The organism is Streptomyces sp. ISL-87, assembly GCF_018614095.1.
Taxonomy (GTDB): domain Bacteria; phylum Actinomycetota; class Actinomycetes; order Streptomycetales; family Streptomycetaceae; genus Streptomyces.
The window spans coordinates 67,334-82,050 of the sequence record NZ_JAGGOY010000119.1; the positions used below are offsets into that span (position 1 = coordinate 67,334).

Sequence of the window (14,717 nt, forward strand, 5' to 3'; positions counted from 1 at the left end):
TCGTCAGACACCCTGCGGGTACCCGGGTTCGCTGCGCGTAGTCTGGGAGAAAGTCACTGCCGTCCGCCCATCCGTGAGGTATACGTGTCTCCGCGCCACAACCGCCCCAAGGGCGGCGGGAATCCAGCCGACCGTTCGGACGCCGGTTCGGGATCGGGTTCGGGATCGGGCGCGGGGGGCCTGGACCGGTACGGGCTGGAGCGCACCGAGGAGTACCAGGGCGAGGACTGGAAGGTCCGGCACGTCGCGGGCGCCAGCGCGGCGGGCAAGCGCTACCGCTGCCCCGGCTGCGACCAGGAGATCCCTTCCGGCACCCCGCACCTGGTGGCCTGGCCGGACTACGGCGGGGTGGACGACCGGCGGCACTGGCACAAGGCCTGCTGGAACGCCAAGGACCGCCGCACCTCGCGGGTGCAGCGGTCCAGGAACGCCCCCAAGTACTGAGAACAGCGCCGGTGCGGAGTGCGCAGTGCTGCCGGGCCGGAGTGCGGCCGGGGCGGGCCCCGCACGTCCCGGCGGCTAAACGTCCCGGCGGCCGACCACCACGTACGAGGCCGCCACCGCGGCGCCCGTCACCAGCAGGATCAGCACCATGTGGCTGGCCTTGCCGGGCACGTCCGCCCCGATGCCGCTCGGCAAGCCGAACAGCTCCATCAGGGCCACGGGCGCGTTGTGCCGCAGCACCGCGGCGCCGACCGGGGCGCCGAACTCCCACGCGCTGAGCATCGCTCCTATCACCGGCGGCAGCGTGACCACGCCGAGCATGACGGCGATCGCCCCGGCCGAATGCCGCACCAGCGCCCCGATGGCGAGCGCGAGCACCCCGAGCAGCGTCACGTAGAGGCTGCCGAGCAGCCCGTTCGTCCACTCGCTGCCGCTGTGCCCCCCGGCGCCCGGCCCGTTGTGCAGGATCGCGGCCGACAGCCCGACCACGGCCACCGACCCGGCGGTGGTGAGGAACGCGGCGATGCTGAAGACGATGTACTTGGCGGTGAGCACCCGGTGCCGCTCGGGGGCGGCGGTGAAGGTGGTGCGGATCAGCCCGGTGCCGTATTCGGAGGTCATCGTCAGCACCCCGAGCACCATCACTGAGAGCTGTCCGACGAGCAGCCCGAACAGCGCCGGAGTGGTGAACGGGATCCTCACGTAGTCCGGGTCGTCGGTCTGCGCGACGAAGAGCAGCCCCACGCCGACGACCAGCACCACCAGCGAGCTGAGCGTCGATACCGTGGAGCGTACGGAGGTCAGCTTGGTCCACTCCGAGGCCAGTGCGTGCCCCAGGTGGGGCCGGGGGGTGGGCAGGGGAGAGCTGTAGCTCTCCGGCCGGCGCGCGGAGCCGGTCGTGGTCGCGGAGCCGGTCGTGGTCGGGCCGGTCATCGGGAGTCCTCGGGGTTGTTCTTGGCGGCTCCGGCGAGCTCGCCGGGACTGCTCGGCATCAGGAAGGGCTGCCCGCCCTCCCCGGGCGGCGGGGGCGCGTAGAAGCCCGTCCGGGGGACCTCCGGGGCGGCCGGGCCGTCCTCCCACTCCGGGACGCTCAGCGGCTCGGGCTCCCACAGCTCGGCCCGCGGGTCCTCGGTGGAGGTGTATTCGAGCGAGGACTGCGTCATCCGCATGTACGCCTCCTCCAGCGAGGCCCGGTGAGGGGACAGCTCCCACAGCCGTACGCCGGCCTCGTGCGCGAGGTCCGAGATGGCGGGCAGCTCCAGCCCGGTCACCCTCAGCGCCCCGTCGGGCTCCTTGAGCACCCGGCCGCCGGCCTTGGTCAGGGCCGTGCCCAGCGCGTCCCGGTCCTCCGGACCGGAGCCGGCCGCGCGCACCCGCGCGAATCCGGCCGAATTGTGCGTGATGAACTCCTGGGTTCCCATGTCGGCCAGCAGCCGGCCCCGGCCGATCACGATCAGGTGGTCGGCGGTCAGCGCCATCTCGCTCATCAGGTGCGAGGAGACGAGGACGGTGCGGCCCTCGGCGGCGAGCTGCTTCATCAGATTCCGGACCCAGAGGATGCCCTCGGGGTCGAGGCCGTTGACCGGCTCGTCGAACAGCAGCACCTGGGGGTCGCCGAGCAGGGCGGTGGCGATGCCGAGCCGCTGGCCCATGCCGAGCGAGAAGCCCTTCGTACGCTGCCGGGCGACGTCCTGGATCCCGACCACGCCCAGTACCTCGTCCACCCGCTTCTCCGGGATCCCGGAGAGCTGGGCGACGGCGAGGAGGTGGGTGCGGGCCCGGCGGCCGCCGTGCAGTGCCTTGGCGTCGAGCAGTGCGCCGACGTGCCGCTGGGCGTTCGGCAGCTCCCGGAAGGGGAGGCCGTTGATCGTGACATGGCCCGCCGTGGGACGGTCGAGGCCGACGATCATGCGCATGGTGGTGGACTTCCCGGAGCCGTTGGGCCCCAGGAATCCGGTGACGTGACCAGGCCTGACCTGGAAGGACAGCTGGTCGACGGCGGTCTTGGCGCCGAAGCGCTTGGTCAGGCCGACTGCCTCGATCATGGATCTGCCCCTTACCAGGCCGGGACGACTCTCGCCCGCGTAAGGGTTAAGAGGATATCGAGCCTCCGCCGGTTCCGTCCCGGGCCGGATCCCTGAGCTACCCCTGAGACCGACCCGGGGTTCCCCCGTAGTACGTCAGGCATCCCTCTTCTTGAGGATGAGGTAGCCGCCGAGTACGGCGGCCAGTGTCCACAGGGCCATGATCCCGAAGCCGCCCCAGGGGCCGTAGGGGGTGTCACCGGTGTCCATCGCGCCGGGAACCACCTGCATGATCTTGGACCCGGCCTGGTCCGGGAAGTACTGGGCCACCTTCCGGGTCGCCGAGACGGCTCCGAGGATGTTCGACACCAGGAAGAAGAACGGCATCAGGATGCCGAGCGAGAGCATCGAGCTGCGCAGGATCGCGGCCACACCCATGGAGAACAGGGCGATCATGGCCATGTAGAGCCCGGCGCCGATCACCGCGCGCAGGACGCCCGGCGCGTCGATGCCGATGCTGCGGTCGCCCAGGATGGCCTGTCCGAGGAAGAAGGACAGGAAGCTGGTGACCAGACCCACCACCAGGGCGAGCGAGGTGGCCACGATGAGCTTGCCGAAGAGGAAGCTCGCGCGGCGCGGTACGGCGGCCAGCGAGGTGCGGATCATGCCCGAGCTGTACTCGGTGCCGACGACCAGGACGCCGAAGACGATCATGGCGAGCTGACCGAGGGTCATGCCGGCGAAGCTGGCCAGGGTCGGGTCGAAGGTCGCCCGCTCCTCGGGCCTCATGTTGTCGAAGGAGGCGTTCAAGACCGCGCACAGGCCGGCGCTGATGCCGACCGTGACCACCAGGGCGGCCACCAGGGTCCAGGTGGTGGAGGCGACCGTGCGGATCTTGGTCCACTCGGACTTGAGAACGGCGGAGAAGGAGGACATGGTCACTTTCCGCCCTTGCGCGTCGCCTCGTACCCGGCGCCCCACGCGGGGACGTCGGCCGGCCGGGCCGGGTTGTCCGCCGCCATGCCGGGAAGGGGAACTCCCGGTGCTCCCGGTGCTCCCGGTGCTCCCGGTGCGTGGGCGTGGTACTCGACGGAGTCCGCCGTCATGCGCATGAACGCTTCCTCCAGTGAAGCCCGTTGCGGGCTGAGTTCGTGCAGCACGATCTGGTGCCGGGCGGCCAGCTCGCCGAGCTGCTCCGCGGCGACCCCGTCGATCTCCAGCGCGCCGGTGGCCGGGACGCTGATGGCGTCGATCCCGGCCTCGTGCAGCACGTCCTTGAGGCGCTCCTGCTGCGGCGAACGAAGCCGCACGTAACTGCGGGAGTTCTGGTGAATGAAATCGGCCATGGACAAGTCGGCGAGCAGCCTTCCCTGACCGATGACGATCAAATGGTCTGCGGTCAGCGCCATTTCGCTCATCAGATGGGAGGAAACGAAGATCGTTCTTCCCTCTGCGGCCAGACCCTTCATCAGATTGCGGATCCAGAGAATTCCCTCCGGGTCCAGACCATTGACGGGTTCGTCGAACATCAAGATCTCCGGGTCACCGAGCAGCGCGGAGGCGATTCCCAGCCGCTGCCCCATACCGAGCGAAAATCCTTTCGACTTCTTCTTCGCCACGGCCGTCAGACCGACCAGGTCCAGCACCTCGTTCACCCGGCGCTCCGGGATCCGGTTCGACTGGGCAAGGCAGAGAAGGTTGTTGTACGCGCTGCGGCCGCCGTTCATGGCTTTCGCGTCCAGCAGCGCCCCGATGTACTTCAGCGGCTCCGGCAGGTCCCGGTAGTGCTTCCCGTCGATCCGGACCGTGCCGCTGGTCGGGTTGTCGAGGTCGAGCATCATGCGCATGGTCGTGGACTTCCCCGCCCCGTTGGGGCCGAGGAAGCCGGTCACCACCCCCGGTCTGACCTGGAAGCTGAGGTGGTCCACGGCGACCTTGTCGCCGAATCGTTTGGTAAGGCCCTCAAGCTCGATCATGCCGCTCACGCTAGAACGCCCGAGGGCCCTACGCCACCTCAAAACGGTGACATAAGGCCCTCGGGCAGGCGATCATCGAAGATCACACAGCGACCGGCGCGTGAACGCCGGGCGAACTAGCGGCTCTGCTGCGCCGGGACGCCCCGGGTGACCGGCTCGTCGTCGATCGGGGAGCCAGCGGCGGCGACGGCCGCACCGGTCAGCGTGGCCAGCATCTCGCGGACGTTGGTCAGCTGCGCGTTGATGGAGTCGCGGCGGTTGGTGAGCGCCGCCAGCTCGCGCTCGGACTCGCTGCGGATGCGGTCCGCCTTGGCGTTGGCGTCGGCCACGATGTCCTCGGCCTGGCGCTGCGCGGTCTCCACCGTCTGACGGGCGCGGCGCTCGGCGTCCGTACGGAGCTTCTCGGCCTCCAGGCGCAGCTGCTCCGCGCGGTGCTCGATCTCCGCGAGGCGCTTCTCGGCCTTGGCCTGACGCGAGGCCAGGTCGCGCTCGGACTGCTCGCGGCGCTTGGCCAGGTTGGTCTCGAAGTCCGCGGCGGCCTGGGCGGCCTTGGCGCGGGTCTCCTCGAAGAGCGCGTCGGCCTCCTCGCGCTTGGAGGCCGCGTCCTTCTGGGCCTCGGCACGCAGGGTGGCGGAATCGCCCTTGGCCTTCTCGACGATGCGGACGCCCTCGTCCTCCGCCTTCGACTTGCGGTCGGCTGCGAACGACTCGGCGTCGTTGCGCACCTGCTGGGCGGCCGACTCGGCGAGCTCACGGTGCTGCTCGGCCGCGCGACGGGCCTCCTCGCGCAGGTCCTTCGCCTCCTCCTCGGCGAGGCGCAGGATCTTCTCGACCCGGGCGCCGAGACCGGCGTACGACGGCTCGGCGTCGCTCACCTGGGCCTGGGCGTTCTGCGTCTCGAGGTGCAACTCCTCGATCCGCTTTTCCAGAGAGTTGATTCGTCCAAGGGCGCTGTCGCGGTCGGAGACCAGCTTGGTAATGCGGTCGTCCACCTGACCGCGGTCGTAACCACGCCGCACGAGCTCGAAGCCGAAGGGGGAGGAAGTGTCGCTCATGGGGTTCCTGTCGAATGAGACCGATGAGGTGCTACGTGAGGTGTTAGGGGAATCCTAGGCGCCCAAGCGGCGTGTCATCGAGTCAATCCGCGTTTGATCTGGACAATGACACCCCTTTTGAGTGGCAAGGCGACAGAATGCTTGTCACTCGTTCGCCTGAACCTCCATCAGGTGCACACATCCAACCGCTGTGACTACCCCTCCGACGTCTTCCCACCCGAACGAGTGGAACCCGCTGTCGCGCCGGCCTTCACGCCCCCCGCGCCCTGGCCGCCGACCACAGGCTTTCCGCCGCCCGAAGGCGCCTCGAATGATTCCAACGCCTCAAGAACGTCCTGGACACGGGAGATCTCCGCCTGAATGTCCTCGCGCCTGCGCACCAGGACCTCCAGCTCACGCCGGCCCTCCTCGACGAGCCGTTCGGCCTCCGCCTTGGCCTGCGCCAGGGTCGCATCGGCCTCCCGGACCACATCGGCCTTCTTCTGCTCGGCCTCCTTCAGGAGCGCCTCCGCCTTGCGGACCGCCGCGATCCGGACCTTGCTCGCCTCACTGCTCGCGTCCGACACCAGCGCCTTGGCCTTCGCCTCGGCCTCGACGCTCTGTTCGGTCGCCGCCCGCACCAGCTTGTCCACGCGCTCGCCGGCCGACTTCATCTGCTCGGCCGACTCCCGGCGGGCCCGCTCGTGCAGCTCCTCGACCTCGCCCTCGACCCGGGCGCGCAGCTCCTCCGCCCGCTCCCTTATGGCGGCGGCGTCCGTGCGCGCTCCGACCAGCAGCTCGTCGGCGTCGGTACGGGCCTTCTCCACCGTGGTGTTGCCCTCGACGGTCGCCTCGGAGGTGATCCGCGCGGCCTCCTTGCGGGCCGCGTCGACCATCGCGTCGGCCTGCTCCTCGGCCGCCGTGGTGGCGGCCAGGGCCTGCTTCTGAGCGTCCGCGGTCAGCTTCTCGGCCTCCGCCGACGCTTCGGTGATGAGCCGGTCCACCTGCTCCGCGGCCTCGCTGCGGCGCTTGTTGGCCTCCTCGCGGGCCTCGTCCAGCACCCGCTCGGACTCGGTACGGGCCTCCGTGCGGGTGCGCTCCGCCTCGGTCGCCGCCTCCGCCTTGACCCGCTCGGCCTCCGACCGGGTCCGGGCCGCGTGCTCCTGCGCCGAGGCGACCGTGTCCGCCGCCTCCGCGCGCAGCCGCTCGGCCTCGGTCTGGGCCTCGCCGACCGTGCGCTCATTGTCCTTGCGGGTCTGCTCGGTGAGCTTCTCCGCCTCGGACGCGGCCTCGCCGATGAGCCGGTCCGCCTGCTCGGCCGCCTCCGTACGCTGCCGGCCCGCCTCGACGCGCGCCTCGTCCAGCGTCTGCTCGGACTCCCGCTCGGCGCTCGCCAGGGTCTCGTTCGCCGCGACCGTGACCCGCTCCGCCTCCGCGGTGGCCTCGCCGATGATCCGGCCGCCCTCCGCGCGGGCGTCGTCCAGGGTCTTGGCCGCCTCGGTGCGCAGCCGCTCGGCCTCCGCCGCCGCCTCGCCGACCGTGAGTTCGTTCGCCGCCCGGGTCTCGTCGACCAGCCGGTCGCCCTCGGTCCGGGCGTCGACCAGGATCCGCGCCGCGTCCCGCTCGGCCGCGGCCAGCGTGTCCGCCGCCTGCGCGGTGAGCCGGTCCGCCGCCGCGGTGGCCTCGGCGACCAGGCTGTCGGCCTGCTCGGCGGCCTCGCTCCGCAGGCGGTTGGCCTCCGACCGGGCCTCGTCCAGGGTGCCGGCCGCCTCGGCGCGGATGGCGTCCGCGGCGGTCTCGGCCTCGGTGACGGTCGCCGCGTTGGCCGCGCGGGTCTCCTCGGTGTGCCGGTCGGCTTCCGCCGTGGCCTCCGCGATGAGCTGGTCGGCCTGCTCGGCCGCTTGCGTACGCAGCCGGCCCGCCTCGACGCGGGCGGTGTCCAGCGTGCCCGCGGCCTCCGCGGTGAGCCGCTCGGCCTCCGCCGTCGCCTCGGCGGCCAGGCGCTCGGCCTCCGCCGTCGCCTCGGCGGCCAGGCGCTCGGCCTCCGCCGTCGCCTCGGCGACGATCCGGCCGCCTTCGGCGCGGGAGGCCTCAAGGGACTCGGCCGCCTCGCCGCGGATGCGGTTGGCGTCGTCGCGGGCGTCCGCCCTGGTACGGGCCGCATCCCGCTCGGACGCGGCCAGCGCGTCCGTGGCCTCGGTGCGCACCCGCTGCGCGTACTCCGCGGTGTCGCTGCGCAGCTGCTCGGCCTCGGCGATCGCGTCGCCGACCGTACGCTCCGCCAGCGCCTTCGCCGCGTCCGTCTCGGCCCGGGCCTCGGTCCGGATCCGGTTGGCGTCCTCGGTGGCCCGCTCCCGCTCCTCGTGAGCGTCCTTGCGGACTCGGGAGGCCTCTTCCTCCGCCTCCGTCTTCGTCCGCTCCGCCGCGTGCTCGGCCGCGCTGCGCAGCCCGGTGATCTCTTCCTCGGCCTGCTCGTGCAGCCCGGCCACGGAGTCCCGTACCTGCTGGGCGGTGGCCTCCGCCGCCGACACCAGTTCCGACGCGCGCCGCTCCGCCTCGTCGGTCAGCCGCTCCGCCTCGGCCTGCGCCTCCTGCGAGCGCTTGCGGGCCTGCGCCAGCAGCTCCTCGCTCTGCTCGCGGGCCTGCTCCCGCTCGGCCGAAGCGTCCGTCCGCGCCGACGCCAGGGTCTCCTCGGCCTCCCGGCGACGCCGGGCGGCCTCCTCCTGGGCGGCGGCCAGCGCCTCCGCGGCCTCCGCGGCGACCCGCTCCGCGGCTGCCTTCGCCTCCGCGCGCAGCCGGTCCGCGGTCTCCTGCGCTTCGGAGCGCACCCGCTCCGCCTCGGCCGCGGCCTCGCCGCGCAGCCGTACGGCGACCTGCTCGGCCTCCGCGCGGACCCGGCCGGCGTCCTCCGCCGCGTCGATCCGCAGCTGGTCGGCCTCCGTCTCCGACTGCGCCTGGAGGGTCCGGATCCGCTCCGCCGACTCGGCGCGCAGCCGGTCGGTCTCCTCGCCGGTCTCCCGGCGGATGTTCTCCGCCGCCGCACGGGCGTCACGCAGCGTCTGCTCGGCCGTCGTCAGCCGGCTCTCCGCGTCCGTGTGCAGCCGTACGAGCTCCTCGTCGGCCTCCGCCCGCTTCGCGGCCAGCGCCTGCTCGGTCTGCTCGCGCCGCTCGCGCGCCGCCGCGTCCGCCTCGGCCCGGACGGCTTCCGCCTGCTCCTCGGCCTCGGCGCGCAGCCGCTCCGCCTCGGCACGGGTCCGCTCCAGCGTCTCCTCGGCCTGCTTGCGCAGCGCGGTAGCCCGCTCCACGGCCTCGGCACGGACCCGCTCGCTCTCGGCGCTCGCCCCGCCGCGCAGCTCGTCCGCGTCCGACTTGGCCTTGCCCAGCAGCTCCTCGGCGGTCTTCGCCGCCTCCTCGATCTGCTGGACCGCCTCACGGCGGGCCTCGCCGCGGATCCGCTCGCCCTCGGCGACGGCCTCCGCGCGCAGCTGCTCGGCCTCGCCGCGCAGCCGCCGGGCCTCCTCCTGGAGTTCGACCGTACGGGCCCGGTACTCCTCGGTGTCGTCCTTCGCGGCGCCCTTGAGCTCATCGGCCGTGGCCGCCGCCTGGAGGCGCAGCCGGTCCGCCTCGGCCTCCGCCTCACGGCGGATCCGCTCGGCCTCCTCGGACGCGGCACGGGTGGTGGCCCGGGCGTCCTCCGAGGCCTTGGTCAGTACGTCCTCTGCCGTCCGGGCCGCCTTCGACAGCTGCGCCGCCGCGTCCTCGGCGGCGGCCGCACGGGCCTGCTCGCCGGCCTCGGCGCGCATCCGCTCCACATCGGCGCGGGCGTCGGCCAGGGTCTGCTCGGCCTCCGCCTTGAGGACTTCGGCCTCCTTGGTGGCCTCGCCGACCAGCCGGGCGACCTGCTCCTTGGCGGTACGGGTGCGCTGCTCGTTGACGGACTCGGCCGAGGCGAGCTGCCGGGCGGAGCTCTCCTTGGCCTCCGCGAGCAGCTTCTCGGCCTCGGCGCGGGCACTGCGCAGCGCCCCCTCGGCCTCCTGGGCCCGGGCTTCGGCCACCCGGCCGAGGTCCAGGGTCTGCTGCCGGGTCTGCTCGGCCTCGGCGGACGTGGTGGAACGCAGCCGCTCCGCGTGCTCGGTGGCCTCCTGGGCCTGTGCGGAGGCGGCGGTCAGCAGCCGCTCGGCCTCCTTGCGGGCGCGCAGCAGGGTGGCCTCGGCCTCGGTACGGGCGGCCTCCGCGTCGGCGGTCAGCCTGCGGCGGGCCTCCTCGGCGAGCCGGGCGGCCTCGGCGCGGGCGGCGTTCAGCGCCTGCTCGGCCTCGGCACGGGACTCGTCCATGAGCCGGCGGGCCTGGGACTCCGTACGGGCACGCAGCTGCTCGGCCCACGCCACGTTCTCGTTGACGTGCGCCTCGACGGTCTGGCGGCGCTCGTTGAGCTCCTGGTCCAGCCGCTGGCGGCGGTTGACGGCCTCGGCGTGCAGCTCGGCCTGGAGGCGCGCCTGGTGCTCGGCGTGCTCCTGGAGGATGCGCTGGGTCTGTGCCCGGGCGTCGCGCAGCTCGCGCTCGGCGTCCGAGCGCATCTGGTCGGCCTGGATCTGGGCATTACGGAGCAGCTGCTCCGCCTGATACCCCATGTCCGCGCTGTCGTAGGCAGGACGGGACGCCAGATTGCGGCGTACCTCGTGGAGCTTGGCGCGCAGCACCTCGACCTGGTACCCCAGGTCCTCGGCGTGCTGGACGGCCTTCCCGCGTTCCTTCTTCAGCCGCTCCATCTCGGCCTCGAAGCGCGAGAGATGGTCGGCCTCAGCCTGATGGCTCTCCTGGCTTTCGTAGCCCCGCACAGCGCGGTCCCATCCGTCCCCTGGTCGCAAGCTCATTCCCAAATGAGCATCGTCCGCCCGCTGAACGACGCCCCCGGGGAATGGTGTCAGATACCGAGGCGGGGATCACAGGCCCCGACCTCGTCTCCGCACCGAACCCCGGCCGAGCCATGGCCACTCTACCGGCCGGGGAATCGGGCCATCAGTGCTCTGGGTTGCTCGTGACCAGTTCGGTGAGAACGCCGTGGCAGTCCTTGGGGTGGAGGAAGGTGATGGAGGAGCCCATCGAGCCGGTGCGGGGCTGGTCGTAGAGGACGCGGACGCCCTTGCCGCGGATGGCCTCGGAGTCGCCCAGGACGTCCTCCGTGCCGAAGGCGATGTGGTGGACGCCCTCGCCGTTCTTGGCCAGCCACTTGCCCACCGCGGAGTCCTCGCGGGTGGGCTCCAGGAGCTGGAGGTAGGAGGCGCCGCCGTCGGAGGTCTCGTTGATCTTGAGCATGGCCTCGCGCACGCCCTGCTCCTCGTTGACCTCGGAGTGGAACACTTCGAAGCCGTAGGTGGCACGGTAGAACTCGACAGTCTTGTCCAGGTCGAAGCAGGCGATCCCGATGTGGTCGATTCTTGTCAGCATGGGAACAGTGCACCGCCGAGGAGGGTGGTCACGCAACGTGCCAGCGATCACACCGGCAGGCCGGTGACTGCGCGGGTACTGCTCAGTACATTCGGGTAAACCCTCGTTCACTCCTCATCCAAGGGGCTGTGCCTCATGTCCGGAACGAACAACACCACTTCAGTGATCGTCGCCGGGGCCCGCACGCCCATGGGGCGGCTGCTCGGCTCGCTGAAGTCCTTCTCGGGCGCCGACCTCGGCGGCTTCGCCATCAAGTCCGCGCTGGACCGGGCCGGGATCGCCGGCGACCAGGTCCAGTACGTGATCATGGGCCAGGTGCTCCAGGCCGGCGCGGGCCAGATCCCCGCCCGCCAGGCCGCCGTCAAGGCGGGCATCCCCATGAACGTGCCCGCGCTCACCATCAACAAGGTGTGCCTCTCGGGTCTCGACGCCATCGCGCTCGCCGACCAGCTGATCCGTGCCGGGGAGTTCGACATCGTGGTCGCGGGCGGCCAGGAGTCCATGACCAACGCCCCGCACCTGCTGCCGAAGTCCCGCGAGGGCTTCAAGTACGGCGCCATCGAGATGCTCGACGCGATGGCCTACGACGGCCTCACCGACGCCTTCGAGAACATCGCGATGGGCGAGTCCACCGAGAAGCACAACACCCGCCTGGGCATCGAGCGCGCCCCGCAGGACGAGTTCGCCGCCGCCTCGCACCAGCGGGCCGCGGCCGCGCAGAAGAACGGCGTCTTCGAGGCCGAGATCACCCCGGTGGAGATCCCGCAGCGCAAGGGCGACCCGGTCGTCTTCTCCCAGGACGAGGGCATCCGCCCGGAGACCACGGCGGAGTCGCTGGGCAAGCTGCGCCCGGCCTTCGCGAAGGACGGCACCATCACCGCGGGTACGTCTTCGCAGATCAGCGATGGCGCGGCCGCCGTCGTCGTGATGAGCAAGGCGAAGGCCGAGGAGCTGGGCCTGGAGTGGATCGCCGAGATCGGCGCCCACGGCAACGTGGCCGGTCCCGACAACTCCCTCCAGTCGCAGCCGTCCAACGCCATCCTGCACGCCCTGAAGAAGGAGGGCCTGGAGGTCGGCGACCTGGACCTCATCGAGATCAACGAGGCCTTCGCGGCGGTCGCCGTGCAGTCAATGAAGGACCTCGGCGTGACCCCGGAAAAGGTGAACGTCAACGGCGGCGCCATTGCCCTGGGGCACCCGATCGGCATGTCCGGCGCGCGTGTGGTGCTGCACCTGGCGCTGGAGCTGAAGCGCCGCGGTGGCGGCGTCGGCGCGGCCGCACTGTGCGGTGGCGGCGGTCAGGGCGACGCGCTCATCGTGCGCGTCCCGGGCACCGGCGCGAAGGCGTAGGTGCTGCTCGGATGACGACGGTGGACGTCCCCACGCTGGTGGCGCAGGCCCGAGAAGGCCGGCCGCGGGCGGTGGCCCGGCTGATCTCACTGGTCGAGGGGGCGTCCCCGCACCTGCGCGAGGTGATGGCGACCCTGGCCCCGCTGACCGGCGGCGCGTACGTCGTCGGCCTCACCGGCTCCCCGGGCGTGGGCAAGTCCACGTCCACCTCGGCGCTGGTGTCGGCGTACCGGAAGGCCGGCAAGCGGGTCGGCGTGCTCGCCGTCGACCCGTCCTCGCCGTTCTCCGGCGGCGCGCTGCTCGGCGACCGGGTGCGGATGTCGGACCACGCCTCCGACCCGGGGGTCTACATCCGCTCCATGGCCACCCGGGGCCACCTGGGCGGCCTCGCGTGGGCCGCCCCGCAGGCGATCCGGGTGCTGGACGCCGCCGGCTGCGAGGTGATCCTGGTCGAGACGGTCGGGGTCGGGCAGTCGGAGGTGGAGATCGCCTCGCAGGCCGACACCTCGGTGGTGCTGCTGGCGCCGGGGATGGGCGACGGGATCCAGGCCGCGAAGGCGGGAATCCTGGAGATCGGCGATGTGTACGTGGTGAACAAGGCGGACCGGGACGGCGCGGACGCCACCGCCCGGGAGCTGAACCACATGCTGGGCCTCGGGGAGTCCCGGGGCAAGGACGACTGGCGGCCGCCGATCGTCAAGACGGTCGCGGCGCGCGGGCAGGGCATCGACGAGCTGGTCGAGGCGCTGGAGAAGCACCGGGCGTGGATGGACGAGCGGGGTGTCCTCGCCGAGCGGCGCAGGGCCCGTGCCGCGCACGAGGTGGAGACCATCGCGGTGACGGCCCTGCGGGCCCGGATGGCCGATCTGCACGGGGACGCCCGGCTCGACGCGCTGGCCACCCGTGTGGCCCAGGGCGAGCTGGATCCGTACGCGGCGGCGGACAACCTGCTGGCGACGCTGACGGAGGCCTGAGGCGTCCGCGGGCCGATGCCGGCTGATGCGCACTCCCAGGGGCGAACATAGACTGGCGAACGCCCGGAATGCCCCGATACAGGGAGTGGCGTCATGGCGAAGCGCGGCAACAAGAAGCGGGCCCGCAAGAAGAAGAAGGCGAACCACGGCAAGCGTCCCAACGCCTGACCGGCCCGCCTGACCGACGCACGAGAGCCGCGCCCCTGCGAGAGGGGCGCGGCTCCCGTGTCAGTGGCCGGCGGTGTCAGCGGCGGGCGGTGTCAGTAGCCGTTGTCGCCGTCGCCGTCCGAGCCGGACAGCGTGGCCTTGCCCGTCGTGGGGTCGACGTGGACGTTCTGGGTCTTGTTGCCGGACTTGATCGCCACGTTCCAGTGGGGGGCGCCGCCGTTGTCATCGTCGTCCCACTCCACCGACCAGACCTGGCCGGCGTGGACGGCGACGGCCGCCTTGATCGCCTTCTGGGCGTTGTACTTCGCGGCGAGCAGCTTCTTGTTCTTGGCGCTGTCCCCGTCGTCGTCCGTGTTCCGCGTGGTGGCCGCGCCGGTGCGGGCGCTCACGTCCACCTCGGCGTGTTTGCCGTTCTTGCCGATCACGTCGACGTGCCAGGTCGAGCCGTCCTTGTCGAGGGACTGGACGGTGCCCGGATAGTGCTTCACGGCCGCCTGCGCCGCCCCCCAGGCGTCCGTGTCGGCGCGCGCCGCGGTGGCGGCGCCCACGGTGGTTCTCGCCGCGTCCGCGGTGGACGCGGCGGCGGCCGCCACCGGGCCCCCGACCATCAGGACCACGGCCGCGGCCGTCGAGATGTACACAGTGCGCTTCATGGCTGACCTCCTCGGGCCGGCCATGCGCTTACGGTTGCTCGGCGGGGCCGGCGAGTGAGCGTTACCGCCCATTCTCCGGGACCCGCGAGGACGGCGCGCGGTCAGTGCGTGGTCAGCGTGTGATCAGCGCGCGGGCCGCGGTCAGACCTTGCCGCGGTTGTCCCGCAGGTGGTCCGCCACCGGGTTCAGCGACTCCCGCAGCGCCGCCAGGGCCGCCGGGGAGAGCAGGTCGATGAAATGCCGGCGGACGGATGCCACGTGGTGCGGGGCGACCTTGCGCATGAGCTCCATGCCCTCGTCGGTGAGCACCGCGTACAGCCCCCGGCGGTCGGACTCGCAGTTCACGCGACGGACCAGGCCCGCCGTCTCCATCCGCGTGATCTGGTGGGACAGCCGGCTCTTCGACTGGAGCGTCGACGTCGCGAGGTCGCTCATCCGCATCCGCAGACCCTCCGACTCCGAGAGGTTCACGAGGATCTCGTAGTCGTTGTTGGTGAGTCCGAAGGGCTGGAGATCCTTTTCCAGCTGGTGCATCAGCAGTCTGCTGACGTCCAGGTGGGTGCGCCAGGCGCACTGCTCGGCGTCGGTCAGCCAGCGCGTGGCCGTCTCGGTCTCGATGGTCTCCATGAATGAACTCTACCTAAGA

13 protein-coding genes are annotated in these 14,717 nt (G+C 71.9%); 4 read left to right on the forward strand and 9 right to left on the reverse strand.

The features are described from left to right. Positions 1–84: 84 nt before the first annotated feature. A complete protein-coding gene (locus J7I97_RS34295) occupies positions 85–444 on the forward strand; it encodes an ATP/GTP-binding protein (protein WP_214943299.1) in 360 nt (119 codons plus the stop codon). Positions 445–519: 75 nt separating this feature from the next. Here J7I97_RS34295 and J7I97_RS34300 read toward each other — a convergent pair whose 3' ends face one another. The 7 genes from J7I97_RS34300 to mce form a co-directional block, all read right to left on the reverse strand. Then, a complete protein-coding gene (locus J7I97_RS34300; RefSeq protein ID WP_214943301.1) occupies positions 520–1,377 on the reverse strand; it encodes an ABC transporter permease in 858 nt (285 codons plus the stop codon). Beyond that, entirely contained in the window at positions 1,374–2,489 is a 1,116-nt protein-coding gene (locus tag J7I97_RS34305) for an ABC transporter ATP-binding protein (protein ID WP_214943303.1), read from the reverse strand. The genes J7I97_RS34300 and J7I97_RS34305 overlap by 4 nt, the downstream gene beginning before the upstream one ends. Before the next feature lie 135 nt (positions 2,490–2,624). Next, the gene (locus J7I97_RS34310; RefSeq protein WP_214943306.1) at positions 2,625–3,404 is read right to left on the reverse strand and encodes an ABC transporter permease subunit; all 780 of its coding nucleotides are present in this window, start codon (positions 3,402–3,404) and stop codon (positions 2,625–2,627) included. A 2-nt stretch (positions 3,405–3,406) separates the two neighbouring features. After that, positions 3,407–4,444, reverse strand: coding sequence for an ABC transporter ATP-binding protein (locus J7I97_RS34315; protein ID WP_214943308.1), 1,038 nt, complete (start codon positions 4,442–4,444; stop codon positions 3,407–3,409). 116 nt (positions 4,445–4,560) lie between these two features. Beyond that, positions 4,561–5,499, reverse strand: a complete 939-nt coding sequence (locus J7I97_RS34320) for a cellulose-binding protein (protein WP_214943313.1) — start codon at positions 5,497–5,499, stop codon at positions 4,561–4,563. A gap of 194 nt (positions 5,500–5,693) precedes the next feature. Continuing rightward, on the reverse strand, positions 5,694–10,316 hold the full coding sequence (gene scy, locus J7I97_RS34325) for a polarized growth protein Scy (RefSeq protein ID WP_214943316.1): 4,623 nt from the start codon (positions 10,314–10,316) through the stop codon (positions 5,694–5,696). Between the two features lie 181 nt (positions 10,317–10,497). After that, positions 10,498–10,926 carry a methylmalonyl-CoA epimerase gene (gene mce, locus J7I97_RS34330; protein ID WP_214943319.1) on the reverse strand — a complete coding sequence of 143 codons (429 nt, stop codon included), beginning with the start codon at positions 10,924–10,926 and terminating at the stop codon, positions 10,498–10,500. A gap of 135 nt (positions 10,927–11,061) precedes the next feature. On the opposite strand from mce, the gene J7I97_RS34335 reads away from it, so the two are divergent. The 3 genes from J7I97_RS34335 (at position 11,062) to J7I97_RS40515 (ending at position 13,418) form a co-directional block, all read left to right on the forward strand. Beyond that, positions 11,062–12,276 carry an acetyl-CoA C-acetyltransferase gene (locus J7I97_RS34335; RefSeq protein ID WP_214943321.1) on the forward strand — a complete coding sequence of 405 codons (1,215 nt, stop codon included), beginning with the start codon at positions 11,062–11,064 and terminating at the stop codon, positions 12,274–12,276. Positions 12,277–12,287: 11 nt separating this feature from the next. Further along, positions 12,288–13,250, forward strand: coding sequence for a methylmalonyl Co-A mutase-associated GTPase MeaB (gene meaB, locus J7I97_RS34340; RefSeq protein ID WP_214943324.1), 963 nt, complete (start codon positions 12,288–12,290; stop codon positions 13,248–13,250). A 93-nt stretch (positions 13,251–13,343) separates the two neighbouring features. Further along, on the forward strand, positions 13,344–13,418 hold the full coding sequence (locus J7I97_RS40515; RefSeq protein WP_099895366.1) for a 50S ribosomal protein bL37: 75 nt from the start codon (positions 13,344–13,346) through the stop codon (positions 13,416–13,418). A 92-nt stretch (positions 13,419–13,510) separates the two neighbouring features. Here the strand turns inward: J7I97_RS40515 and J7I97_RS34345 are convergent, their stop codons facing one another. Together J7I97_RS34345 and J7I97_RS34350 are read right to left on the reverse strand one after the other, a co-directional pair. Next, positions 13,511–14,071 (reverse strand): PepSY domain-containing protein, encoded by a 561-nt coding sequence (locus tag J7I97_RS34345; protein WP_214943327.1) that lies wholly within the window; start codon positions 14,069–14,071, stop codon positions 13,511–13,513. Between the two features lie 141 nt (positions 14,072–14,212). Beyond that, positions 14,213–14,689 (reverse strand): MarR family winged helix-turn-helix transcriptional regulator, encoded by a 477-nt coding sequence (locus J7I97_RS34350; RefSeq protein WP_214943390.1) that lies wholly within the window; start codon positions 14,687–14,689, stop codon positions 14,213–14,215. Positions 14,690–14,717: the final 28 nt, after the last annotated feature.